A 24,325-nucleotide genomic window follows, 5' to 3' on the forward strand; every position below is an offset into this window, starting at 1 on the left:
GGACTTATGAAAGACTGTATTTTTTGTAAAATTGTGGCGGGGGAGATTCCGTGTTACAAGATTTATGAAGACGACAATGTGCTTGCGTTTTTGGATATTGCGCTCGACTGTTTGGGGCACACGCTGGTTATACCCAAAAAACATTTTGTAAATGTAACTGATTGTGACCATAATATTCTGGCGCGTGTGTTTGAAGCCACTAAAAAAATATCAAAACACTATATAGATAATTGCGGCTTCAGCGGTGTCAATGTTGTGACCAATGTAGGCACCCAGCAGATAGTAGGGCATTTGCATGTGCATATATTCCCACGAAAGCCCGATGAAAATTTGCTTATTCTCTTTAAGAATGGTTCGGTAAAGCAGTCCCTTGAAGAGCAGCATAAAGAACTTAAAATGTTTTGAGTTTTTGGCAAAAATCTTTTTTAAAAAACATAAATCCGCAAAATGCGCTTTTGCGGATTTTTTTTATTTTTATATAATTAAATTTAAGCGGTTAGGGGCTTTGAATATATATCTCTTCACTTAGGCTTAAAACTTCGTAGCAGCGAAACTTTCGGAAATAAATATACACAGCCCTTGTAAGGGAAGAGGAAAGAGGTGAGTAGTGTTTGCCTGTTGATATAGATGGAATTGGAAAAACAGTATAAGAGATGAGGTGAAGTTATGGTAGAAGCTTTTAATAACAAGATATTTAAAACCGTGCTTAAATTTTTGGGGTGGCTTTTGGTGTTTTGGCTGCTGGGGTGCGCCGAAATAAGCGGACTGTATCCTTTTTGGCTGGGGCTCTATATTGCAGTAGCAGTTCTTAGGCGTGATATGCTGTTTATAACCATACCTTTTATGCTGGGCGGAGTGCTTAGCAATATCTCGGTTGAAACAGCGATTATTTATTGCGCAGCAGCAATAATCGGAATTTTGATATCTATAATTCACAAAAGTCACAAAAAGCGTGTGGCGTGGCTGCTGCCCCTATATTGTGCTCTGGCGAGTATACCGTTTTTATATTTTGGGTTGGGTAGTGACTTGATATACAGCATAATTTCAACAGCATTTAATATGATATTTGCACTATCATCCTTTCATTTTATAAGAGCTTTAAATAAACGCAGAAACTTACGTCTTAGCACTGACGAAGGCATTTGCGGAAGTATAATTTTGATGGGCCTTTTTTGCGGCCTTAGCGGGTTTATTATCGGAGATTTCAACCTACCTTTACTTGTGGCCGCAAGCGTGATACTTCTGGTTACTTATACTTGCCCCACCGGATATGCTGCTATGCTGTCGCTGAGCATAGGGCTTGGGCTTGCGTTTGGGTCGGGGGAACATGCATATATATCACTGATTTGCAGTATGGGGCTGCTTAGTACAATCTTTAAAACACGCATAAGGCTTTATTCAAGTATAGTCGTAACTTTAATTACCGTGCTGATGGGGCTGTATTTTGGAGCGTTCTCAAATTTTGGTATTCTTGATATTGTAGCTGTGATGGTCCCATGCTCGCTCATTTTGATTGTGCCTGAAAAATGGCTGCAGCATTTGAGTGTGTTTACTAAAAATGAGGGTAAAAACTATATCACTCAAAATATCGTTTCAGACAACAAAGTTGCAGTGAGCAAAACTTTGAAGCAGACTGCTGATGTGTTTTATGAAATGGACAGGGTTTTTAGGAGCCTTGTCAAAGGCAATCTGCCGGCTCAGGATGCTAAAAAAATGCTTACATGCGAGCTTATTCAGGGTGTGTGCGACAATTGTCCCGAAAAATCCAGGTGCCTGCGACAGATGAACGGCGAATTTAACGACGTGTTTATAAGCCTTATTAACACCGGCTTTGAAAAGGGTAAGATAACTTTGTTGGATATACCTCAAACTCTCACCACCAAGTGCGTTAAGGTCAATACGCTTGTGAGTGCAGTAAACGGACTGCTTAACAGTTATAAAGAGTATAGCAGCACCATAACAAATCTTGACAGCAGCAGAGTTTTGATTGCTGAACAGCTTCTGGGAGTTAGCAGGGTTTTGAATAATCTTTCTGACGAAGTTGGCAGCAGGTTTGAATTTGACTACGATTTGGCGCAGAAAATAAAGGATGAACTTGAATATCTGGGAATTACGCTTAATGAAGTGTTTGTCTATAAGAAAGGCGAAAAGCTTGGTATAAATATAGCCATTAAAAATACTGACGCTGAAAACAGTGAAATCCTAAAAACTGTTAATAAAATATGTAGGGCCAGCTTTATGCTGACAGATATCAGACCCACTGAAGTCAGCGGACTTAGCACTATGATTTTTGAGGTGGCTCCAAGATATCAGGTGGCCTTTGGGCTTGCTCAGGCGTTTAAAAATAACGATGCTGTGGGCGGGGATACACATTCGGTGACGAATATAAACAATCAAAAATTTTTGCTGGCTGTTTGTGACGGCATGGGAGCAGGGGAGGAGGCACAGAAAGTAAGCAGCCTCGCTATCGGGCTTATTGAAAATTTTTATAAAGCGGGTTTTGACAACGATACGGTGCTCAGTAGTGTCAATAGACTGCTTAATCTCGGCAGAAGTGATGTGTTTTCGGCACTTGATGTTTGTGTGATAGACCAAAGCCTTGGCCTGGTGGATTTTGTAAAGCTTGGAGCCTCGGCCGGATTTATTAAGCATGGCAATATGACTGACATAATAGAAAGCGGGGCACTTCCTCTTGGGATTTTAGAGGACATTAAACCCAGAATAAGCCGCACCGGAGTTGAAGTAAATGATATGATAGTTTTGACAAGTGACGGAATTTCGGACGCTTTTGAGACCACTGAAAATTTGCAGCAGTATATAAATAATTTGAGTACCAAAAATCCGCAGGAAATGGCAGCAGAAATTTTGGATAGAGCTAAAGAGCTTAATCACGACATTCCAAAAGACGACATGACTGTGCTGGTCTGCCGTATAACGGCCTGAAAAAATTTAATATTTGTTATTATTAGTCCATTTCTGGGCATAATCTGAATATGAAAAGGTTTAAATTTACTCCTCTGGGTTTTGGAATTGTAAACGGTGCATGTGTAGTGCTGAACGGACTCGGAGCATACGCGGTTTTCAACAACCTTGAAACTAAAGTATATTCGGTAAAGGTCTCCCGGTTTATGGGAGGCATAAAGCATGTTCCGATTATCCGTGGCATTATTTTGTTTTTTTATTATATATGGCTGTGGTTTAGGCTGCTGGACATATCATATACTCATTTTGATGTAAGTGCTGCGCGAAAGAGTGCCAAAAACCGGAAGTTTCTTGAAAAGCGCAGCCGCACTTTTTATATAATCTGTACCTGCCTTATTTTGGGGGTGTTTATAGTTTTCCCTATGCTGTTCAATCTTTTGTTGTCTCTAGCTGGAGTAAATGATACCCAGACGCTCACTATAGTCAGTGTGTTTTTTAAGATAGCGTGCTTATTTATGCTGTTTGTTTTGTTAAAGAATATATCTGTCAGCAAAACATTGTTTAAGTATAATTATGCCGTAAACAAGGTGTGCAATGCTTATTCTTACGGCAATTCACTTAAGTATTCAAAGGTTTTGTATGCAAGCCCCTATATGGCCCTATCTCCCTTCAACTTTTTTATATTGAGCCTCATATTGATTTATTCGTTGATTCCCGTTCTCACATTTCTGGGCACGGGTCTTTTGGGGGTTGTTTTTAATATAATCGCCAGCATATTGATTATTTGTCTTGCCTATGAAGTGCTTTTTGTTATAGAATATACAAAAGGCCGCTTTGTGCCGATGAGATATTTTAGCTACCTGTTTGTGTGGCTGAGTTGGTTTAGCATATCCAAGTGCGAAAGCAAGCACCTTAGGATTGCCGAAGCCGCTATGGAGGAAGTTGTGGAACTTAATTTTGACAAGATAAATGGGCTTAATGCAGAAGACTTTGCAAAAGATGACATAAAGTTTAGTTTGGTCTATAACGAGGTTAAGACTGAGCTTTTGAACGCGGGCATTGATGATACGTCAGAAACTGATCTCTTGATTGCTCAGGCTCTAAACCTTAAGCGCAGTGATATATTATTTTTAAGAAAGTTGAGGCCCACGGATTATAATAAAATAAGGGAGCTTTTAAAAAGGCGCCTTACACGTACTCCTCTTGACAAAATTTTGAAGCGTAAAGAATTTTTTAGGGAAGAGTTTTATGTTGATGATTTTGTTTTATCTCCCCGGCCCGAAACCGAAATTCTGGCTGAAAGAGTGGTAAACTATGTCAATAAGAAAAAAGAAAAATTTAATGTGCTTGACATGTGCACAGGCAGCGGATGTATTGCTGTTGCGGTTGCTAAAAACACGAGTGCATCTGTTGTAGGGGTAGATTTCAGCAAGCGCGCACTTGCTGTTGCACGCAGAAACGCCATAAACCTTGGGGCGAATGTAAATTTTGTTTTGAGTGATATGTTCAAAGACTTGAAAGAGACCAAAAGATTTGATATAATAGTGTCGAATCCACCATATGTAGCAACGGGGGAAATTAAAAACCTTGACAAGGAAGTTAGGGAGCATGACCCGATTATGGCGCTTGACGGAGGAGCCGATGGGCTTAAGTTTTATAGGATACTCGCAGCGGAGGCCCCAAAGTTTTTAAAGGAATACGGTAAGCTATTTTTGGAAATAGGAATTGGGCAGGCGGAAGAGATTGTGAAACTTCTGACACAAAACTTTAAGGATATAAAAGTCACTAATGATTATTCAAATATTCCGCGTATAATCGAGGCAACCAGAAAGTAATGTAAGGCGACGCAGTGAATAACTTTCATTAGGGGCTTTAGAAGGGGAACTGAGCAGTTAAGCGAGTTTCCCATCACTGGGGTTAGGACAAATACGTGGTTTGCAGGATTGTTCAGTGATGTATTGCAATGCTTCCATGAGAGAAAAAAGATTTGAAATGAAGGATAAAAGATGTTAGATAAACTAAAGGGGATTTTTGATAAGTATAATGAGCTCGGGGGCCTTATTGGCGATCCGGGTATTATTGCCGACCAAAAAATCTGGCAGAAAATGGTAAAAGAACACAGTGAGCTTGAAGAAGCTGCTGAGTGTTATAAGAAGCTGAAACAGTGTTTCTTTGACATAGAAGCCGCCGAAGAATTGCTTAAAACAGGGCCCGATAAAGATACTACGGAACTATTGAAAACCGAGATAAGTGATGCCAAAGTCAAAATAGAGGTCTTAGAAGAGCAGGCCAAGATAATTTTGCTGCCAAAAGACATAAATGACGACAAAAATGTTATCATAGAAATCAGGGCCGGAGCGGGTGGAGATGAGGCCGGACTTTTTGGGCATGGGCTTATGAGAATGTATACTATGTATGCCGAGCGTCACAAATATAAGGTGGAAATTTTGAACCTTAACGAAAGTGAGCTTGGCGGCATAAAAGAAGCGGTCATTGGCATTGCGGGCAGCGGGGCATATTCAAACCTGAAATATGAAAGCGGTGTTCACCGTGTTCAGCGCGTGCCAGAGACTGAATCACAGGGCAGGGTACATACCTCAACTGTAACAGTAGCTGTTCTGCCTGAGCTTGAAGAGGTGGAGTTTGAAATTCTGGATAAGGACCTTAAAATTGATACTTATCGCAGCGGAGGTGCCGGCGGGCAGAATGTGAATAAAACAGAAACGGCAATACGCATAACGCATTTGCCAACAGGTCTGGTTGTGGCCTGCCAAGATGAGCGCAGCCAGCTTAAAAACAGAGACCGAGCTATGACAATTTTAAAGAGCAAGCTTTATGAGTTTTATCAGGGTCAGAAAGATAAGGAGTATGCCAACACCCGGAAAATGCAGGTGGGCACGGGGGATCGAAGCGAACGTATACGTACATATAACTTTCCGCAGGGGCGCATAACTGATCACAGGATAAATTATACGGCTTATAATCTTACTGACTTTATGAATGGGTTCATTGAAGAGCTTATATCTCAGCTTCATATGGCTGACCAAAAAGCCAAGCTTGAAAATTTGAATATTGACTGAAACTATAAAGAGAGCTATATATTAACACATTGTAATGGAGGTTTCTGAAATGAAAGACTTTGTTGAAGCTGAGCTGTTAAAAATATAATTTGTAAATTAAAACCGCCTTTGGTGGTTTTCTTTATTGTATTTTTTAGCATATTATGTTATAATTTAACGTATTAAGTCAGTGTCATGCTTGAATGAACAAAGACTAACAGAGTTAAGCTTTTAACATAACTTCAGTTATTTTATAATTTAGCTGGAGTAAACCAATTACATAAATAAAGTCTAGCGAACGCAGATTTCAACACAACTGTGCCGGTATTCAGATTTTACTATAGTTGTGAAAAAAATGTGTTATAATAATGCTGAATGAGACTATAAAAGGAGGTAATACTGTGGCAGAAGAAAAAAAAGAGAAAGACACTATTGAGCAGCTGAGAGCTTCCGACCGTGAGCTTTTAGAAAAGCTTATGGGATTGCCTGAGGATGAAAAGCCTGCTGAGCCGCCCGAAGAAAAAGAAATAAAAGATATGGACGTCATAGAAGTTTGCCGCCCGGGTCAGAGAATTGAGGTTATCAACAGCAGCAGGCTGGGCATATATGATCGGGAAGGAAAATATATTATAGAGTCTGAGATTTTAAATGAGCTGCGCTCCCTTCCTAAAGTTGTCACTGAAAAAGTGGTGGATCACGAAAATCAAAGTGACGTCTATATGCTAAAAACAAATATACCCGATATTTTAAGCTTGGAATTTAAGCTTGTGGTTAATATCAATGGGGCAAGGCTTTATCTGGTTGAAAAGGTATATAAAGAGGGCGGCTCATATCTTGAGGTTTATGAAGAAAAAATAGACAGCATAAATTTTATAAAGGTTACACCTACGCACAACGAAATGCTGCTAAGGTTTAATATTTTAGAAAATGAAAAGCCTGATGACGATGACGCCGGTCAGCGGTTTGAAAACGGCGAATTTGATGCTATTGCCTCCAGAAAGCTTTATCTTAAGATGCTTGCAAAAAATATGCGCGATGAAGCGTTATTCCTTGAAAAGAAAGCCTTTGATGAGATAATGGAATATCTAAAGTCTCAGGGCGGGTATGGAAAGAGAGTGCTCAGTGCTTTTATAAAAAGACTTGAAGAAAGAAAGGGTGTTTTTGAAAAGCTTTCGGGAAAGGAACGTTATAAGGTATTAAATGATATACTATTTGCAGCGATGAATAATATTACCGCAAAAGAAGATTTGGCGGACCCGCAGGTGCGAAAGGTTTTTAATAATATAATCAACATAAGAACCGACACTCTGGATTGGGCTTATCAGAATGCAAGACGGAAGGTGACACCCGCCGAAATAAAAACGCGGTTGGAGATTCTGAAAAGCGGCAAAGAAGCGGCACTTAAAAAGATGGCTCCGAGCACATTGAAGCCAATGCTTAAGATTAAAAGAGAAAAAGAGAAGGAAAAAGCAGCAGGAGCTGCATCAGACAAACAAAAACCCAAGCCAAAACCTGTTAAAAAGCCTGCAAAGGCACCAAGCAAAGGAGGGCAGTTTAAGGCCGGTGGTGCAAAAAAAGCTGGCGGCGGCGGAGGTGGGGGGGGAGTAAAAAAACCTGCTCCAAAGAAGAAGGATGAGGGTAATCCTTATGCCGACATATTTATGTATCAAATGATGCGAAGGCGTATGCAAGAAACGCAGCAGCCTCAGGTTACAGAACCTCCTAAAGTAGTAATTGAGCTACCGCAGAAACCGGTGTTGAAATTAAAAGGTGGAGGAAAGATGGAGCCTACTGCTCCCGTTTCCATTCCAACACAAATAAAATGACTATTGACAGATTGACATTACTTTGATAAAATAATAATGATTTCAGGGAGGGGGGCTTTTAATATGGTTAACAGAGCAGGTAATTTTAGAATATTTGATACTTATTATGATTTTAGCTACCCGATTTCTGGTCGTGAGCGGGATTTTAGGCTGTATGGAGATAATCGCGGAAACTTTTATATGGTTCCGTTTGGCAGCAATTGTTCGCCTGTAGATATTCTTTTGGCTGGGGTTTGCAAAGGGCAGCTGGAGGCAAATATGATTAGCAGAAAGCTTTCAGACATAGGGTTGGACGAAAAAAACTTTGGACGTGCGGTGCAGGAAAAAATTCTCAGAGAATATCCGGAATTATTGCGGGCATGGACACAAGAGTATAATAAGCAGTTTGGGCAAAAAGAGAGTTTGACCAATATACAAGGTAAGGTTGTGACTTGTGAGGGAGTTAATAGTGTTAATCGTGCAGAAATGACAGATTATCTGATTGAAAATAGGAGAATGATTCCTGCTATAAGAAAATCAGCAGATGTTTCCGGTCAAGTCAGTCAGTTTAATCAGGTTGGTCAAGTAAGCAAGTTATATCCATAGAAAGGCAGCGATGCCTTTTTTACACGCCGATTTAGACTAATCATAAGGGACTTCTTTAATGTTTTGTTTGTCAGAAATAGTCTGAAAACTTTGGTAAAATTACAAAAAGTAATTGACAATATATATTTGGTGTGTTACAATGTTTCAACACTCGCATCGGGGGTGTTAATTTTTTGGTATTTTAAAAACTAAAAAATGAGAAACTCCGAGAGTGCAAATTTTTAAAAGAAAGGTTTAAGGTTATGAGGACGCAAATAACGCTTGAGTGCACAGTTTGCAAACAACGCAACTATGACACTGACAAAAACAAAAAGACCAACCCGGACAGAATGGAGATGAGCAAGTATTGCAGATTCTGCAAGAAACACACTGCACACAAGGAAACCAAGTAATAACCGGAGGGGTTAATTATGTCTAAAAAGAAGAAGGGTAAGGGTAAAACCAGACTGCCTCAAGGGGTTGCGGCTGCGCCCGAGGCTGAAGTAGAGGAGATTGAAACCGAAGAGACCGAAGTTGAAGCTGAGACAATTGAAGTTGAAGAAGAGGTCAGCAATGTAAACGAAGGCGTGGTTTTAACAAAATCCGAACTCCGTGCCCAAAACAAGGAAGCCAAGCTTGCCGCGAAAGCCGCGGCTGAAGCGGAGCGTGAAAAACAGTTAAAAAAGCAAAGCAAGCCTAAACGAGAGCGCAAATCACTTGTAAAAAGACTTAAGGAAACAGGTAGCGAAGTTAGAAAAGTTACATGGCCAAAGTTTTCAACGGTAGTAAAAAGCACAGGTGTGGTTATTGCGGTGGTGCTGTTTTTTACGGTGGTTCTTTTTGGTTTTGACTCGCTCCTGGGCTGGCTATATAATTTATTTATAGGTGCAATAGGGGGGTAATATGGGCGTAAGAGAAGATGCAAAGTGGTATGTTTTGCACACGTTTTCAGGGTATGAAAATGTTGCAAAGACAAACCTTGAAATGGTTATAAAAAAGTATAACATGACCGAGCGCATATTTGATATTATCATACCTATGGAAGAAACCATTGAAGAGCGCAACGGAAAAAAGAAGCTTGTTCAGCGAAAGGTTATGCCATGTTATCTTATAGTTAAGATGATATATGGCGATGACATTTGGCACAACATAACAAGAACCCGTGGAATAACAGGCTTTGTAGGACCCAAGGGGCGCCCGCTGGCTTTGACCGAGGACGAGATAAGAAAGCTCAGACTTGAAAAGATAACCGTTGACATAGACATCAAACCTAACGACAAAATCGAGGTTATAGACGGACCGCTTAACACCTTTGTGGGAACTGTAATATCAGTTGACCTTGAAGGCAAAAGATGTAAGGCAAACGTTGAAATGTTTGGCAGAGAAACTCCGGTTGATTTGGAGTTCAGTCAAATTAGAAAGATTTAGATGAGTATAAAGGAAAAACATAGAAATATAGGACTATCTTTTAAAAAATAGGCGATTATTTAATAAAGTGGGAGAAATGTAAATTTTTATGCATTTTGCTAAAACCACAAAGGAGGAAAAATATTATGGCAGAAAAAGCAGCAAAACCGGAAAAGACAATTGTAAAACTGCAGTTGCCGGCAGGAAAGGCGACCGCGGGTCCGCCCGTAGGTTCAACCCTTGGGCCGCACGGAATAAACCTTCCGAGTTTCGTCAAGGAGTTTAACGAAAAAACCGCTGACAAGGCAGGTTTGGTTATCCCTGTTGTTGTAACTATTAACGCTGACCGCAGCTTTAGTTTTATTATGAAAACCCCGCCCGCCGCAGTGCTTATCAAAAAAGCTCTGGGGATTGAAAAGGGTTCGGCTAAGCCCGGAAAAAACAAAATTGCAACCATAACCCGCGCTCAGGCAGAAGAGATTGCAAAAACCAAGATGCCGGATCTTACTGCAGCCAGTCTTGAGGCAGCTGTAAACGAAATCGTTGGCGCAGCCAAGAGTATGGGTATCGGATTAGTTGACTAAAAGTGTCATTTTACCAAACTTTGGCATAAAAGGCCGGTTGTACGGGAAGTATCACTTCACTAGGGCTTCGACCACTGCGTGGTCTGCAGAATTGTTCGGTGATACCCCTATACACCAGCCTGAGCAGAGAATGGTTCAATGACACTCATAAACTACCTTTGAGGAAAAAAGGTGGAAAAAAGAAAGTGGGAGGGTGAACAATATTTATAGCCCGCTAACCACAGGAGGAAAAAATGAAAATAGCAAAAAGAATGAAAGAGGCGTTGAGTTCTTATGAAAAAACTCAAAGCTATGAGCAGTCTGAAGCACTTAAGATTGTTCTAGGCAACGCCAAGGCAAAGTTTGATGAAACTGTTGAGCTTCACGTAAAGCTTGGTGTAGATAGCCGTAACGCCGACCAGCAGGTTAGGGGCACGGTAGTGCTTCCGGCAGGAACGGGAAAAAGCAAGAAGGTTTTGGTTATAGCCAAAGGCGACAAGGCAGATGAGGCCACAAAGGCCGGTGCTGACATTGTAGGAGCCGAAGAAATCGTGGCCAAAATTACAGGTGGATGGGTGGACTTTGATGTGTGTATAACTACTCCTGACATGATGGGTGTGGTAGGACGTGTAGCCAAGGTTCTGGGACCCAAAGGCCTTATGCCAAACCCAAAAAGCGGAACTGTTACCACTGATGTGGCCAAGGCCATTGACGAGGTTAAGGCCGGAAAGGTAGAGTATAGGCTTGATAAAAACAACATAATACATGTAGGTATCGGAAAGGCAAGCTTTGGTGTTTCAAAATTACTTCAGAACTTTGAAATGATTATGGCAGCGCTCATTAAGGCAAAGCCCGCAAGTGCAAAGGGTATTTATCTTAGAAGCGTAACTCTGACCAGCACTATGGGGCCGGGCGTTAAAGTAAACTATAAAAGTGCAGTTTAATATTTTATAAAAACTAAGCAAACAGTGCTTAGTTTTTTGTTCTTATAAATTAAGTATTGTACATTGCTGTGTTTTATGATATATTAAAAATAGGAGCGGGTATGAGAGTAGTTTTTGTAGAGGGGCGCAAAGCAACCGGTAAAACAACACTATCTAATATTATGGCTAAGGGCGGTAATGCTTTGTATTTTGATGTAGCACCCACATATAACAAGGCGCGTCAAGGAAATTGGGAACTGCACAGCAGAGCTGCCATGGTTCTTTATCCGGGAGCATATTTGTTAAAAAAGTTTACTTATGAAACTTTTTGTGAGGATATAAAGGAACAGGTGTTGTCGTCGAATGCTGATATTTGTATAATAAGCGGCGTACGCAGTATGTATGGAATAGATTATATTACCGATTACTTTAATTTTGCCGAACAAAAAATAATTTATTTGGATACAGATTTAGATACTGCAAGGCAGGCATATTTAACACGGAAAGATGCAAATAAAGATAAAAGTAAATTGGGTTTTGAGGCATCTTTTATGTATGAAAGTGTTTTGGGAATAGAGAAAATAAAAGAGCATGTGTTGAAAAACTCTGAAAACTGCCTGTATTGTTATAGAGAGGATAAGAATTATAAGATTATACAGGATGCTGTTAAATTTGCCTATGACGGACAGGCTGAAGTAAGTATGGAAGAGATTAATAATTATTTTAATAATAATTCAAGTTTGTCAACCGAGAAAGAAGCCTTAAATGCAAATCAGGCTAAGGGTGCTGTTGAATAATGTGAAAATTTCTTGACAAAAATATTTTTTGTGGTATAATTTGAATATCTAAAAATCTTTTGCCAAAGACAGCAAGTGGGGAAACCCGTAAAACTTTATGGTTGCTTGCCGAGGTAAGTATGAGTTTAAAACTGTGTTTTAAAATCCTATGCTTATTTCGGCGTAGGATTTTTTGATAGAAATTTTAAAGAAGGAGGACATATATGGCAAATATAGATGCAAAAAAGGTTGTTGTTGAAGAGATAAAACAGCACCTTAAAAAGAGCAAAAGCGTAATTTTTGTGGACTATAAGGGCATTAACGTTGAGCAGGACACTACTCTTAGAAAAAAACTGAGAGACAGCGGTGCAGCTTATAAGGTATATAAAAACCGTCTGGTTATGCGTGCACTTGATGAAGCCGGAATTAAGGACTATGACGTAAAGCTTTTAGAAGGCACAACTTCAGTAGTGTTTGGAAGCGATGAAACCACCGCTGCCGGAATACTTTATAAGGCGGGCAAAGAATATCAGAAGCTTGGCATTAAGTTCGGAATTTTAAACGGCACAGTTTTGTCGTCAGCCGAGACAGAAGCTCTGGCGAAAATTCCCAGCAAAGAAGTTCTTATTGCTCAGCTGCTCGGTATGCTTAATGCACCGATTGCAGCTCTTGCGCGTGCTCTCGATGCGGTGGCAAAAAAAGGTGCGTAAGAAACAGACATAAAAAAATAAAAATATCACGCAGGGACGTTCCTGCAAAAAATCATTGCGGATTTCCGCAAAATAAAAAGTAAAGTGGGGAAAGGCCCCGCAAAAAGGAGAAAATTAAAAATGGCAGAATTGAACAAAATTGTTGAAGAAATTAAAAAACTTACCATAGTGGAAGTTGCAGACTTGGTTAAAAAATTGGAGGAAGAATTTGGTGTTAGTGCCGCAGCGGCAGTAGCAGCAGCTCCGGCAGGCGGAGCAGTTGACGGTGCTCCGGCTGCAGCTGAAAAGAGTTCGTTTAACATTACTCTTAAGGACGCAGGCGCAAACAAGATTGCGGTTATTAAGCTTGTTAAAGAAATCACAGGACTTGGACTTGGAGAGGCAAAAGCTTTGGTTGACGGTGCTCCTTCAAAAATTAAGGAAGGCGTTAAGACAGAAGAGGCTAAAGAATTTGAAGTAAAATTCAAAGAAGCAGGCGCCACTATTGAACTTTCTTAATAATAGAAGTTTTCTAAAACAAAAAATACCCCTAAGAGGGGTATTTTTTTTCGCAGTGAGGTGCTACGCTGTTGTATTGACAGGTATTATTTTAAGGCTTTAAAAAGGTAATACACTTTGGTACTTCGTTGATGGGGTTTACGGTTATGCCATTGGCTATGCATTTGCATTGATTGTTAAAAAGGCAATGTGCCTTGCATCTCAGCGTCAGTTTTTTGTTGTGGCGATATTCGGCCACATCCGGCGTTTCGTCAAAAATTTGTCTGGAAATATCCTTGCCGCCATCACCCTTTTCAAACTGTGTGCAAGTGAGGGCGTCGCTTATTGTTATGCCGTGTGCCATGCAGGTAAGCTTATCGTTATACTTACATCCGGTTTTTCTGCATCTGATATCCATATTGCCTCCATAATGGCCATCAATTAACTAAAGCTTACGCCTGTTTTAATTGATATCATTTATAAATATTGCCTAAAAACTCAAGTTTATGCGCACTTGTCTTGACTAAATGCTAAAAAGGCGTTAAAATTAAGCAGAGGCATATATATAAGCTTTTGCAGGAGAAGGTTGGGCTAGAGTGCCTGCAGAATATTATGCTATAATATAAAGAGAATTGGATTATGAGAGGTAAATTATGAAAATAATTTTGATAAGTGACGTAAAGGGTACAGGCAAAAAGGGAGAAGTGCTGGAAGTCAGCGACGGCTACGCCAAAAACTTTTTGTTTAAAAAGGGGTTGGCTAAGGATGCTAATCAGAGCAATGTGCTTGAAAATATGAGCCGTCAGGCATCTGACCAGCACAAAAAACAGCTGGAGCGCGAAGCTGCGCAGGCTGAAGCTAATAAGCTTAAAGGAATCACCATTATTGTTAAAATCAAAGCCGGCGATGGCGGCCGTGTTTTTGGTTCGGTTACAGCGGGAGCAATCAGCGAGGCGCTTGCCGCTAAAAATATTTTTATTGACAAAAAAGATCTTGTTTTTAACGGCCCCATAAAAGCTTTGGGAAGTTTTGTAATAGAAGCCAAAATCCATGCTGGTATCAGTGTCAAATTTAATCTGATTGTTGAAGCGGAGTAAAGGGAAAAATGCTCAACCAAAAGGGTGATAAAGATGAATTTGGGACTTTGGGTTTATAGTAAAATAAAAACACCGGCAAAATTGCGGTGTTTTTTGTTATTTTTTTGCTAACGTCTATGCGCGAGAACTATCAAAAGAAATCTGACAAGGTTCAGCAGAGATATAAGCAGTGCTGCAACATATGTAAGGGCGGCAGCGTTAAGTACTTTTTTGGCCATTACGAGTTCATCCTCTTCAAGAGTAACGCTGTCGCGAAGTACTTTAATTGCTCTGTTTGAGGCATTATATTCAACCGGAAGGGTGACAAGGTTGGCCAGAGTTGCCGAGCCGAAGAGAACCACACCGCTCCATAAAAATATTTCACCTAAAAGTCCTCCGCCTTCAACCGCAAAGCCAAAGATAAGGCCGATTATGACAAGCGGCATAAGCAGCGTTGAAGCAAAGTTGCTCACAGGTATTATTATCTGGCGAAGCTTTAGAGGAATGTAACCGTCTTTATCTTGAAGAGCATGCCCAAACTCATGACAGGCAATTCCGAGAGCTGCTACTGATGAAGAGTTGTATACACCGTCTGAAAGTGCCAGCTCTTTGGTGTGTGAGTTATAATGGTCGGTCAAATGACCCTTAACTTTTTTAATAGTTATATTTTCAAGATAACATACACGCTTAAGATGCTCCAAAAGCTCAGCCGCGGTAGTACCTCTGCGTGAAGTTACTTGCGAATATCTTGAATAGGTGGAATGCACCTTGCTTTGTGCCCAGATGGCAAATATTATTGCAGGCAGTAAGATTATTCCCATTATGTAATATTCTAAAAACATATTTTCTCCTAAAAAGTTTTCCTCTGACGCTATGAAAACTTTTTGCATTTTTTAGTTTATGTAAAAAATTTTTTATTAAGACTGTTTTGTTTTGCTGCGCCGGATGACGAGCCTTTTTATAAATGTTATGCCAAGTATAGTGCTTATAAAGCTTGCTACGTATGTAAACCCCGCCGCACCCAAAACTTTATCAACATATTTCAGTTCGTAGTCGGTGAGAATTTTGTTTTCACTTAAAATCTTTTTTGCCCTGTTTGAGGCGTCATACTCAATGGATATGGTAAGAAGTCTCCCTAATAGCCCAAGCAGCACCGCGCTTCCGGCTCCGACCAATACCCATACGCCGATATATTCGATGTATAAAAAGGGTAGTAGCATGATGAGCCCCGCGATTGTGGCGGGAATTACCAGCACGCCAAACACTTTTGACCAGAAGCCCACAAATCTGTGCATTAAATAGAGGAAGCTGTGGTTTTTGTGTTGCATGGCATGTCCGAATTCATGTGATACCACGGCAAGGGCTGCAACTGAAGTATTGTTATAGGTGCTTTTAGAAAGAGCAATAAGACGTTTTCGCGGAGAGTAATAGTCGCTGAGTTCGCCAAGGGTTAAACTAAATTTAAGTTTAGTCATGTTATATTTTTGTTTGTAAAACCAAAGCAGTTGCTGGGCAGTGATTCCGGCTGAGGCCATAATTACATTATACTTCTTAAATCTGTTTAAGACCGTCTGATTAGCAGAGGTCACAATTGTCAGAAGTATTGCCAGAAATACTATTACCGCTATGGATATGTAAATATACATAGTTTTATTATATATGTTTTGACAAAGTTTACAAAGCAAATTTGAATAATACGAAATTTTTATTTTCTGCCTCAAAAATTCACATTGGTGCTAAATCACTCTAGTTCGGTTATATTATCTATTTTGCCGCCGGTTATGTCAAATTTATATATCCTTGCCGTATAACTCTTGTTGTTTTTAAATATTAGGGCATAGGAGTTTTTGTGTTCGGTAAGGTATCTGTTCTGGCGGATGGTAACCAGATTTTTAAAAAATTCTTCAAGATGCTTATTAGTGAGGCGGTCACTGAGAGTGCGGCTCAGGTATTGCCTTGAAAGGTTGTGGTTTTTGCTCTGCACTGCTTCGATGAAAGCAAACGGGATAATTTGCGAATGATTTGTCATTTGAGGCTGGCCGTTTAGGTATATTGTTTTTTGTGTGATATCAAAGTTATTTTTTTGAAGGTTAATGGTATGTTTTATACCTTGTTTAGCTATATCGTTGTTATATTTTATGGCGGTAACCGTGAAGTCTTTTATTTCAAGCTCGTCAACCGTGCCCGAAAACTGCTGGGTCAGCCCTTCGAAGGATTTGAGTATAATCAGATTTGTACGTGCGCCGAAACCCTCAAATACAATATATTGACCCACCGCACGTGCCCGAAAAGAAGTAAGAGGTGTACTAAACCTGTGGCTATAAACCACATCTCGGTCACTTATTTCAATTATGCTGTTGTCGCCCCCGCTGGTTTTAATCGTGTAAGTATGCCCTGCTACTGTTATTTTTTGGGAGGGCAGCGGAGACAAATTTATGTTGTTGGGTTTCAGAAGAATTTCTATGTGATTTTTAGGGTATGTTACCACCTGCACCTGAGTATTTTTGGTAACTATTTTTGGGTCAAAGTTGACTATGTAGGGCAGTGTTTTTGCACCCATAAATTGAGTTTCGGTTGGCTGATAGGTTATAAATGCGGGAGCGTCAGTTTTAACACTGAAGCTGTCCTCTATTTTGCCGAGATAACAGTGTCGGTTTTCTATTGTCACAACTGCGGGCAGTTGAGATTTTATATGCAAAAAATATTCCATGCTATAATTTATGAAAACCCGCCATAAATTATGCTGCCGCTGATTTTTGGATTATTGTATAAAAGGCGCCGGGCTGTAAATACTCAGGGTATGGAAAAGAAAGTTGTGAATATAAACGAATATAAACCGGAGAAAAAAGAAAATATCGCCACAGAAGAGGAGATAGCGCTGCTTTTTTGCGGACTTGTGAGGCTTATCAGAAATTCTGCCGTAAGCGAGGTGGGCGATACGCTCAGGCAGGAGTGTGAATTTGCTACGCAAAATTATCATGAGGCCATAAAAGTCATAAAACAGAAGAATGAAGAAATAGAAAAACTTAAAAGCATTAACGGAACACTCAACAAAAAGCTTAATAGTATTAAATAGCATTTTGCAACTTTTTGTTTTGTTTTAAGCCTAAAAACTGCTACAATATTTGTATGCTAAATATTTTTCTCTCTCAAAACCCACAAAGCGGCAGAGTTAAACTAATGCAGCAGCTAAAGAATAATTTGAACGACGGTACCCACTCCCTTATTGTGCCCGACAGATTCGCGCTCTTTCATGAAAAGGCGGTTTTTGAGGCACTTGAGGCAACAAGTTTGTTTAATGTGGAGGTGCTCAGTTTTTCACGCCTTACAAAAAAGATTTTGGGGGCAAGCGGCTCGGTTAATAAAATCTCAGGCACTATGATAATAAAAAAACTGCTTGACGAAAACCGAATCAGGTTTAAGTGTTTTACAAAGTCCTTATTTAATTCGGGCTTTGCAGGTGAAGTTTATGCCACAATAGAACAGCTTAAAAGTTGTGATATTTTGCCTGAAACAATATTAAAAGCTGCTGGCGGGCAGGATTACTTATCTAAAAAGATGAGTGATTTAGCATTGATTTATGAAAGCTATAATAAATATCTCTTAAGCAATAATTTGTATGACAGCGGTGACGAGTTTAACAGACTGATTGAAGTGGGCTTTGACAATGATTATTTTAAAAACAGGCATATTTATATATGTGCCTTTGACAGCTTTACCCGTCAGACGTATAGGATTATTGAAAAGCTCATCAGGCAGTGTAAGAGTGTCAGTATCGTTTTGTATATGGACGAAAATAATAAGAATATCTATCCTGCTGACACCTATCAAAACATAATCAATATGGCAAAAAATATAGGGGTTGAAGCAAATATTATTTCAGCTTCAAATGTGTTGAGCGGTCAGTTTAAGCATCTTGGTGACAATCTGTTTAAGTTTAAGCCGGCAGTGCAAAAGATAACAGACAGTCAGATTTTTTTGAGCGAATATAGAGATATTTTGAGTGAAATCACCAAGGCTGCTCAAATAATAAGAAAAGGTGTTGTAAAAGACAATCTGAGATATAAAGATTTTGCCGTCGCCATAAGTAATCTCGAAGTAAACCGGCTGATGGTGAGTAAAGTTTTTGATGAGTTTGGGATAAGCTGTTTTTTGGACACCTCAACACCTTTAAGTGATACTGTTTTAATGCAATTTGTAAACAAGTGCCTTGACACGGTGCGGTTTGGATTCGGGCGCTCGGAGCTTATGTCTTTGGTCAAAAACAATCTTAGCGGAATAAGTTTTTCTGACGCCTGTGATTTTGAGGAAATTTTGACCAAATATAATTTTGAGCGGCAGATGTTTAAAAAAGAAATTATGACTCCTGAAAAGGAATACGCAGTATATAATCAGGTCAGAAAAAATATTTTAAAGGGATTAAAGCCCCTCAGCATAAAAAGCGGAAGTACTGCTGAGTTTTCGGAGGCTCTTAAACAGGTTATGGGCAGCTTTAAGGTTCAGCAGCAGCTGGATGAGTTGTCAGATAAATATAACGAGCAGGGACTGCTTAAACAGCAGCAGCAAAACGGGCAGCTGCTTGGCAAGCTTGGTGAAATTTTAGACAGTATGACAAAGGTTTTGGGTGACAGTAAAATCACCCTTGATGAGTTTGCAGATATATTAAACAGCGGATGCAGCGCCTGCAATGTTTCAAGCGTGCCCATAAGCCTAGACAGTGTGTTTGTGGGGGATAGCAGCAATAGCTTTTTTGAAAATACTCACACCTTGTTTATACTTTCAGCAAACGCCGGTGACATGCCCAAAACGCTTCAGGACTGCGGTATAATTCTGGATAGAGAAATTGATATTTTGAAGGATAAATATAATATCGAGCCCAGCATAAAGACTATCAACTTAAGAGAGAGATTTAAGCTATATAACCTTTGTTTAAGCCCGCAAAAGCGCCTGTTTGTCTCATTTCACACAAAAGGAGCTAACACCAAGGAAGTTTTTTCGCCTTTTGTAGGGCAAATTCGGGATATGTTTTTGTGTGAAGTTAAAGGTGAATATCAGCCCTTGCAAATAGCCGCAGCAGGCGGGTTTAACTTTGTTGAAGAGGCCTCAAATGTGACACTTGCGGTTACTAAATTAAGCGGAGTATTACGTAAAATTTATGACGGCGGAAACGTAATAAACCAGAGGGAATATGCAACTCTTTTAAGTTGTTTGAAAGACAGAAATACATATTTTAAAAATTATCAACAGCTGCTTGATTACAAGAACTTTCATAAGCTTTCAGTCTCAGTTTTGACTGACACAGACAATATCAGCGCGTCAGGAGTTGAGACCTTTTATACCTGTCCTTTTTTATATTTTATAAAGTATGGTCTTAGAATTAGGGAAAAGCTTTCTGAGCAATTTGACGCTATGACAATCGGTAATATTATGCATAAGTTTGCCGAAAAACTTCACAAAGAAATTACGTTGCCGGCAGATGATAAAATGGTTAAGGAAGTAAGTGAAAAGGTTATTGGTCAGGTGCTTGGAGAATATAACCTTTTGCTTCAGTTTCCGGGTAGCAAGGTGCCTGTGCAGGGGCTTAGAAAAGAAGCGGTTCGTTTAGGCACAGCGCTTAATTTCCAAGCAAAGAACAGTGATTTTAAAACACTTCATACTGAGGTCAGGTTTGGCGTGGGCGGCACTCTCGAGGGAATAAAAATAACAGTTGGTAACAAGACGTTGGTGATTTCAGGACAGATTGACCGAATTGATGCTTTGGGCGATTTTTTCAGGGTGATAGATTATAAAACGGGCTCTGCCGAGACAAGCCTGAGTGAGCTATATTTTGGAAAGAAAATACAGCTGTATTTATATCAGGCAGTGCTTAACAAAAAATATAAACCCGCGGGCGGATATTATTTGCCCATAAAAAATAAGCCTGCTGAAAAAGGTAAGTCGCAGCAGTGGATATATCGGTTGAAGGGCTATACTCTTTTTGACCACAATATTATAATGTCGAGTGACAAGGGGCTTAAAGAAGGGGCGAGCAGTGAGATTATAGAAGTCAGACGCAATAGCGACAAAAACGGCGAAGCTACGTTTCATTCTGCTCATTCAAAACTTTTAACACACGATCAGCTTGTGGCTTTTGCGGATTTAGTATTGGAGATGACCAAAAAGGCCGCTGAAAATATTTTAAGCGGAAATTTGGTGCCCAGCCCGCTGGTTTTGTCTAAAAGCCCTTGTGAATATTGTGCATATGTTGGAATTTGCCGCTTTGACCAGAGTTTTGGAAATATTAAAAGAGAGCCTAAACAAAAAATTGATGAGGACTTTGTATGCGCTTCCATAAAAGGAGGTGAGTGTAATGACTGAGCTTGTTAAAAAGAAAATTGAATACACATCTCTTCAAAAAGAAGTTCTGAAGTCAAGCGACAAAAATGTGCTTGTTCCGGCCTCTGCCGGCAGCGGAAAAACCAGCGTTGTGATAGAGCGGGTTTGCCGTCAGCTTTGTGAGGGTGTGGATATAAGTGAACTTCTGGTTGTTACTTTCACCGAAGCTGCCGCTCTTGAAATGTTGAATAGACTTGGCAGTAAGCTGAATGAGCAGGCTGAAAGTAATCCGAATATCATCTCGCAGATTGAGCGGCTGGCCATTGCCGATGTTTGTACATTGCACGCTTTTTGCAAAAAGCTTATAAAACAGTATTTTTTTGCATTGGATATTGACCCTTCATTTAGTGTTTGTGATGAGACACAGAGCAGTTTGTATAAAGCCAAAGCACTTGATGAGGTTTTGCTTAGTGAGGCGCAGGAGTACCGCACCGATTTTGAAGCGCTGATTGAGGCCTTTGATGCGTCACGCAGGCAGGACGGACTTAGAAAAAGTATATTGAACACACATGAATTTTTGTGTTCAATTACGAATAAACAGAAGTTTTTAAAAGAAACTGCCTATTTGTGTTATGACACCAATCTAAATAAAAATCCTGCAGCGCAGATTATTTTAAAAGATATTACGGGCAAAGTAAGCCATTATAAACAAAAATTTGAGAGTCTGTTTGACAAATGCAAAGCAAACGGCTTCATTAAAACAGGCGGACTTGTTCAGACGGTTTTGAATAGTTTGCCTGTTCTCACAAATAATTTTGAAGAGGCTTTAGGGCAGCTTGCTGTGTTTTGTGAGACACCTATGCCGCGAAAGCCCGCCCTCAAAGAAGATAATCCTGAATATGACGCTAAAGAAGAATATGGAGAAATTAAAGAAAAGCTCACAGCGGGCCTTAGAAAAATTGTTGACGATTATAGCGATATAAAAGAATTAAAAGACAAGCTGCAAAGGTCAAAAGAAACTCTGACCAATTTTTTGGCACTGACCGATAAGTTTGAAAAAGAGTATTGCCGCATCAAGAGGCTTAATAACTGTCTGGACTTTTGTGACCTTGAAGAATATACAAGGCAGATTTTGATGGATCCTGTTTTGAGAGCGGGTATTCAAAACAAGTATAAATTTGTTTATGTTGACGAATATCAGGATATTAACGGCGTGCAGGAGGATATACTTCTGAAAGTTTCGTGCGGCGATAACCTCATTATGGTGGGCGACATAAAGCAAAGCATTTATGGCTTCAGAAATTCGGACCCGCAGATATTTATTGATAAATTCAACAGCTATCAAAGCGGTCTTGTCGGGCAGCTGAGACCTCTTAGTGAAAACTTCAGAAGTAACCCAACAATCCTTAATTTTGTAAACCGAGTATTTGAAAAGGTGATGACACCTGACACATGCGGAATTGATTATAATCAAAATAGGCTTATTCCAAGAGGCGAACATCAAAAGACAATTGGTCCTGCGGTGGTTATTGATATAAAAAGCTACAAACAAAAACTGCAGGAACAGACGCAGCCCAAAGTTTATGATATCACTTCGGACTTTGGAGCAAAAACACAGACAGCGGCACAGGCGGAAGCGAAGATTGTGGCAGGTCACATAAAAGAGCTTGTGAGCACCAAAACTATAGGCTACGGAGATATTGCAATACTTTGCAGGCAGCGGAAATATCTGAAGGAATTTGCGCTTGCCCTGAAAGAGTATAAGATACCCTTGTTTTACAGCGACGAAAGCGATTTGTTTAGCAGTCATGAAATTTTGCTGATGTTGAGTTTTTTGAAGCTAATAAATAACCCTAAAGATGACATAAGCCTGACAACGGTATTAAGCTCGGGTATAGTAGACCTGTCGTTTAGTGATTTATATGATATCAAAAGGGCATATAAAAATAAAGATGCTCCGTTTTTTGAGGCCTGCAAAGAGTATTCTAAAAAAGGTGACGCAATATCCGTCAAGATAAACGAGCTGTATGAGGTGCTTGAACAATGCCGGGATATGCTAAATTTCTGTAGTATTTTTGAGGTGCTTAATTTTATAAATTCTCACTATCATATTACTGATTTTTATCTGCTTTTGCCGGATGGCGTAAGAAGAAGTCAGATGATTTCAGACTACATTACAGGTTTTTCGGGGCTTAGGCTTAATATTCCGGAATATTTGAATTATGCTGAAAGCCTCACTATGCCGGGTGGCGGCGATGCAGCCATGGACTGTGTAAGGATTGATACCATGCATTCAAGCAAGGGGCTGGAGTTTAATGTAGTGTTTTTGGTTGGGCTTAGCAGTGAATTTGTAAGTAAATCAGATGCCATGACATATGACCCGGAAATGGGGGCGGGCATCGGATGGTCTCATGCTGAAGAACATCTGAAAGATAATACTCTTGCCCGCAAAGGTATAGACACAAAAAACAAAATCCGCGAGACTCAGGAAGAAATGAGGCTTTTGTATGTGGCCATGACGCGCGCCAAAAACTATTTATTTATGTCGGCTTGTAATGTTAAGGAAATTAGGCCCATGCAGACAGCGTATGAAATAAAATCCGCCAAAAGCCACTTTGATTTTATATCTTCCGCATTTGACGAAAATACCTTGGAATATATTAAAAATGGCGGAGTAATCACTCAGGGCGAAGGTGAAAACTCATTTAGCATAATTATTAATGACGAAGAAGCAAAAGTTGTGCCCTCTATAAAAAGGATTTTATTTGATGAGACCGATATAGATAAAAACCTGAAGCGGCAGATAGATGAATATTTCAGCGCAATATATAAGCATGAAAACGCTGTAAAGATAGCGCAGAAAAATTCGGTGACGGGGCTTATTAATGCTATGGGTGAGGGGTTTGAAAGCATAAACTCTACACCAAAGACTTTAACACTCAGCGAACACAAAACAGTTGACATTGACCACGCAAAACTGGGAAGCGCCTATCATCTGATTATGCAAAAGCTGGAGTTTGAAACAGCGTCTCCTCAAAGCATTGACAAGCTTATAGCTGATTTGGTGGGGATGGGGCAGCTTGAAGAAAAGTATGTCAAGCTTATTGACAAAAACAGTATTTTGCTGGGAGCAAAAGCAATTGTCGGTCTTGGAAGGTTTAATATCTTCAAAGAACAGCAGTTTATGGCATATGTGTCCTATAATCAGTTGGTTGAAAATATGACTATAACCGATAAGGTTTTGCTGCAGGGTGTTATTGACCTAATACTTTCGGGTGAGAAGAATATTATTATAGACTATAAGACCACAAAAGCAGGCAGCGAGAAAGAGCTTTGTGAAAGATATAAAACACAGATGAAGCTTTATAAAAAGGCCGCAGAAGGTGCCCTAAAACAAAAAATTGATAAGGTATATATTTATTCGTTTACGCTGAAGAAGCTAATAGAAGTGTTAGTGTAGCCATAAAAAGACGTAAATAGAAAATATTAGATATTAAAAAACAATTAAAATCTTGATTGTAAGTATTAAATTTTGGCAAAAAATGAGTTAAAATGTTAGTAAATTTCAGTTTTTTGTGTTATAATTCAACGAAGTGAGATAAGTAGCAATGCTTATATTGATACTGTTGAACGAAGTTGAATTTTAACATAACTATACTAATAAATTATTGATAATAGTAAAAGGGTTGTGTTATACTAACCGATGA

The 24,325-nt window shown here is 39.6% G+C and carries 22 protein-coding genes and 1 other annotated feature; of the genes, 18 read left to right on the forward strand and 4 right to left on the reverse strand.

Annotation, left to right across the window (positions count from 1 at the left end; genetic code table 11):
* Positions 1-6: 6 nt before the first annotated feature.
* The 14 genes from LBN07_01280 to rplL all read left to right on the forward strand — a co-directional run bounded on the left by LBN07_01280 (position 7) and on the right by rplL (position 13,248).
* Positions 7-405, forward strand: a complete 399-nt coding sequence (locus LBN07_01280) for an HIT domain-containing protein (protein ID MDR0850098.1) — start codon at positions 7-9, stop codon at positions 403-405.
* A 261-nt stretch (positions 406-666) separates the two neighbouring features.
* Positions 667-2,943: a SpoIIE family protein phosphatase gene (locus tag LBN07_01285; protein MDR0850099.1), complete on the forward strand. Its 2,277-nt coding sequence runs from the start codon at positions 667-669 to the stop codon at positions 2,941-2,943.
* Positions 2,944-2,993: 50 nt separating this feature from the next.
* Positions 2,994-4,757: a peptide chain release factor N(5)-glutamine methyltransferase gene (gene prmC, locus LBN07_01290; GenBank protein MDR0850100.1), complete on the forward strand. Its 1,764-nt coding sequence runs from the start codon at positions 2,994-2,996 to the stop codon at positions 4,755-4,757.
* A 171-nt stretch (positions 4,758-4,928) separates the two neighbouring features.
* Complete coding sequence (gene prfA / locus LBN07_01295) at positions 4,929-6,002, forward strand: peptide chain release factor 1 (GenBank protein ID MDR0850101.1); 1,074 nt, start codon at positions 4,929-4,931, stop codon at positions 6,000-6,002.
* Between the two features lie 380 nt (positions 6,003-6,382).
* A complete protein-coding gene (locus LBN07_01300; protein MDR0850102.1) occupies positions 6,383-7,807 on the forward strand; it encodes a hypothetical protein in 1,425 nt (474 codons plus the stop codon).
* Positions 7,808-7,870: 63 nt separating this feature from the next.
* Positions 7,871-8,392 (forward strand): hypothetical protein, encoded by a 522-nt coding sequence (locus LBN07_01305; GenBank protein MDR0850103.1) that lies wholly within the window; start codon positions 7,871-7,873, stop codon positions 8,390-8,392.
* Between the two features lie 242 nt (positions 8,393-8,634).
* Positions 8,635-8,784, forward strand: a complete 150-nt coding sequence (rpmG, locus tag LBN07_01310; GenBank protein ID MDR0850104.1) for a 50S ribosomal protein L33 — start codon at positions 8,635-8,637, stop codon at positions 8,782-8,784.
* An 18-nt stretch (positions 8,785-8,802) separates the two neighbouring features.
* Complete coding sequence (gene secE, locus LBN07_01315) at positions 8,803-9,273, forward strand: preprotein translocase subunit SecE (GenBank protein ID MDR0850105.1); 471 nt, start codon at positions 8,803-8,805, stop codon at positions 9,271-9,273.
* A gap of 1 nt (position 9,274) precedes the next feature.
* Entirely contained in the window at positions 9,275-9,799 is a 525-nt protein-coding gene (gene nusG, locus LBN07_01320) for a transcription termination/antitermination protein NusG (protein ID MDR0850106.1), read from the forward strand.
* A 125-nt stretch (positions 9,800-9,924) separates the two neighbouring features.
* Positions 9,925-10,362 (forward strand): 50S ribosomal protein L11, encoded by a 438-nt coding sequence (gene rplK, locus LBN07_01325; GenBank protein ID MDR0850107.1) that lies wholly within the window; start codon positions 9,925-9,927, stop codon positions 10,360-10,362.
* A 233-nt stretch (positions 10,363-10,595) separates the two neighbouring features.
* A complete protein-coding gene (gene rplA / locus LBN07_01330) occupies positions 10,596-11,285 on the forward strand; it encodes a 50S ribosomal protein L1 (GenBank protein MDR0850108.1) in 690 nt (229 codons plus the stop codon).
* Positions 11,286-11,386: 101 nt separating this feature from the next.
* Complete coding sequence (locus LBN07_01335) at positions 11,387-12,061, forward strand: hypothetical protein (protein MDR0850109.1); 675 nt, start codon at positions 11,387-11,389, stop codon at positions 12,059-12,061.
* 44 nt (positions 12,062-12,105) lie between these two features.
* Positions 12,106-12,244 (forward strand) — a sequence feature (ribosomal protein L10 leader region).
* A 20-nt stretch (positions 12,245-12,264) separates the two neighbouring features.
* On the forward strand, positions 12,265-12,750 hold the full coding sequence (rplJ, locus tag LBN07_01340) for a 50S ribosomal protein L10 (GenBank protein MDR0850110.1): 486 nt from the start codon (positions 12,265-12,267) through the stop codon (positions 12,748-12,750).
* 120 nt (positions 12,751-12,870) lie between these two features.
* Positions 12,871-13,248, forward strand: coding sequence for a 50S ribosomal protein L7/L12 (rplL, locus tag LBN07_01345; protein ID MDR0850111.1), 378 nt, complete (start codon positions 12,871-12,873; stop codon positions 13,246-13,248).
* 91 nt (positions 13,249-13,339) lie between these two features.
* Here the strand turns inward: rplL and LBN07_01350 are convergent, their stop codons facing one another.
* The gene (locus LBN07_01350; protein MDR0850112.1) at positions 13,340-13,645 is read right to left on the reverse strand and encodes a DUF1540 domain-containing protein; all 306 of its coding nucleotides are present in this window, start codon (positions 13,643-13,645) and stop codon (positions 13,340-13,342) included.
* Positions 13,646-13,880: 235 nt separating this feature from the next.
* Between LBN07_01350 and rplI the strand changes: the two genes are divergently transcribed.
* Positions 13,881-14,324, forward strand: a complete 444-nt coding sequence (rplI, locus tag LBN07_01355) for a 50S ribosomal protein L9 (protein MDR0850113.1) — start codon at positions 13,881-13,883, stop codon at positions 14,322-14,324.
* A gap of 107 nt (positions 14,325-14,431) precedes the next feature.
* Here the strand turns inward: rplI and LBN07_01360 are convergent, their stop codons facing one another.
* From LBN07_01360 to LBN07_01370, 3 genes are all read right to left on the reverse strand, one after another.
* A complete protein-coding gene (locus tag LBN07_01360; protein ID MDR0850114.1) occupies positions 14,432-15,145 on the reverse strand; it encodes a zinc metallopeptidase in 714 nt (237 codons plus the stop codon).
* A gap of 75 nt (positions 15,146-15,220) precedes the next feature.
* Positions 15,221-15,949: a zinc metallopeptidase gene (locus LBN07_01365; GenBank protein MDR0850115.1), complete on the reverse strand. Its 729-nt coding sequence runs from the start codon at positions 15,947-15,949 to the stop codon at positions 15,221-15,223.
* Between the two features lie 95 nt (positions 15,950-16,044).
* Positions 16,045-17,013 carry a hypothetical protein gene (locus tag LBN07_01370; GenBank protein ID MDR0850116.1) on the reverse strand — a complete coding sequence of 323 codons (969 nt, stop codon included), beginning with the start codon at positions 17,011-17,013 and terminating at the stop codon, positions 16,045-16,047.
* Positions 17,014-17,103: 90 nt separating this feature from the next.
* On the opposite strand from LBN07_01370, the gene LBN07_01375 reads away from it, so the two are divergent.
* From LBN07_01375 to LBN07_01385, 3 genes are read left to right on the forward strand one after another with little or no spacing between them, the layout of a single operon-like run.
* Entirely contained in the window at positions 17,104-17,379 is a 276-nt protein-coding gene (locus tag LBN07_01375; protein MDR0850117.1) for a hypothetical protein, read from the forward strand.
* Positions 17,380-17,432: 53 nt separating this feature from the next.
* Positions 17,433-20,660, forward strand: a complete 3,228-nt coding sequence (locus tag LBN07_01380; GenBank protein MDR0850118.1) for a PD-(D/E)XK nuclease family protein — start codon at positions 17,433-17,435, stop codon at positions 20,658-20,660.
* Complete coding sequence (locus LBN07_01385) at positions 20,653-24,078, forward strand: UvrD-helicase domain-containing protein (GenBank protein MDR0850119.1); 3,426 nt, start codon at positions 20,653-20,655, stop codon at positions 24,076-24,078. Before LBN07_01380 ends, LBN07_01385 begins: the two co-directional genes overlap by 8 nt.
* Positions 24,079-24,325 lie beyond the last annotated feature (247 nt).

Source organism: Christensenellaceae bacterium, from assembly GCA_031260975.1.
Lineage (GTDB): Bacteria > Bacillota > Clostridia > Christensenellales > UBA1242 > JAISKJ01.

Bases quoted from the DNA above. Each gene is read 5' to 3' on its own strand.
- LBN07_01375 (MDR0850117.1), top strand. From the start codon at position 17,104: ATGGAAAAGAAAGTTGTGAATATAAACGAATATAAACCGGAGAAAAAA.
- secE (MDR0850105.1), top strand. From the start codon at position 8,803: ATGTCTAAAAAGAAGAAGGGTAAGGGTAAAACCAGACTGCCTCAAGGG.
- prmC (MDR0850100.1), top strand. From the start codon at position 2,994: ATGAAAAGGTTTAAATTTACTCCTCTGGGTTTTGGAATTGTAAACGGT.
- rplL (MDR0850111.1), top strand. From the start codon at position 12,871: ATGGCAGAATTGAACAAAATTGTTGAAGAAATTAAAAAACTTACCATA.
- LBN07_01280 (MDR0850098.1), top strand. From the start codon at position 7: ATGAAAGACTGTATTTTTTGTAAAATTGTGGCGGGGGAGATTCCGTGT.
- LBN07_01285 (MDR0850099.1), top strand. From the start codon at position 667: ATGGTAGAAGCTTTTAATAACAAGATATTTAAAACCGTGCTTAAATTT.
- LBN07_01360 (MDR0850114.1), bottom strand. From the start codon at position 15,145: ATGTTTTTAGAATATTACATAATGGGAATAATCTTACTGCCTGCAATA.
- rplJ (MDR0850110.1), top strand. From the start codon at position 12,265: ATGGCAAATATAGATGCAAAAAAGGTTGTTGTTGAAGAGATAAAACAG.
- LBN07_01370 (MDR0850116.1), bottom strand. From the start codon at position 17,013: ATGGAATATTTTTTGCATATAAAATCTCAACTGCCCGCAGTTGTGACA.
- LBN07_01365 (MDR0850115.1), bottom strand. From the start codon at position 15,949: ATGTATATTTACATATCCATAGCGGTAATAGTATTTCTGGCAATACTT.
- LBN07_01335 (MDR0850109.1), top strand. From the start codon at position 11,387: ATGAGAGTAGTTTTTGTAGAGGGGCGCAAAGCAACCGGTAAAACAACA.
- LBN07_01380 (MDR0850118.1), top strand. From the start codon at position 17,433: ATGCTAAATATTTTTCTCTCTCAAAACCCACAAAGCGGCAGAGTTAAA.
- LBN07_01350 (MDR0850112.1), bottom strand. From the start codon at position 13,645: ATGGATATCAGATGCAGAAAAACCGGATGTAAGTATAACGATAAGCTT.
- nusG (MDR0850106.1), top strand. From the start codon at position 9,275: ATGGGCGTAAGAGAAGATGCAAAGTGGTATGTTTTGCACACGTTTTCA.
- rplK (MDR0850107.1), top strand. From the start codon at position 9,925: ATGGCAGAAAAAGCAGCAAAACCGGAAAAGACAATTGTAAAACTGCAG.
- LBN07_01305 (MDR0850103.1), top strand. From the start codon at position 7,871: ATGGTTAACAGAGCAGGTAATTTTAGAATATTTGATACTTATTATGAT.
- prfA (MDR0850101.1), top strand. From the start codon at position 4,929: ATGTTAGATAAACTAAAGGGGATTTTTGATAAGTATAATGAGCTCGGG.
- rplA (MDR0850108.1), top strand. From the start codon at position 10,596: ATGAAAATAGCAAAAAGAATGAAAGAGGCGTTGAGTTCTTATGAAAAA.
- LBN07_01385 (MDR0850119.1), top strand. From the start codon at position 20,653: ATGACTGAGCTTGTTAAAAAGAAAATTGAATACACATCTCTTCAAAAA.
- rplI (MDR0850113.1), top strand. From the start codon at position 13,881: ATGAAAATAATTTTGATAAGTGACGTAAAGGGTACAGGCAAAAAGGGA.
- rpmG (MDR0850104.1), top strand. From the start codon at position 8,635: ATGAGGACGCAAATAACGCTTGAGTGCACAGTTTGCAAACAACGCAAC.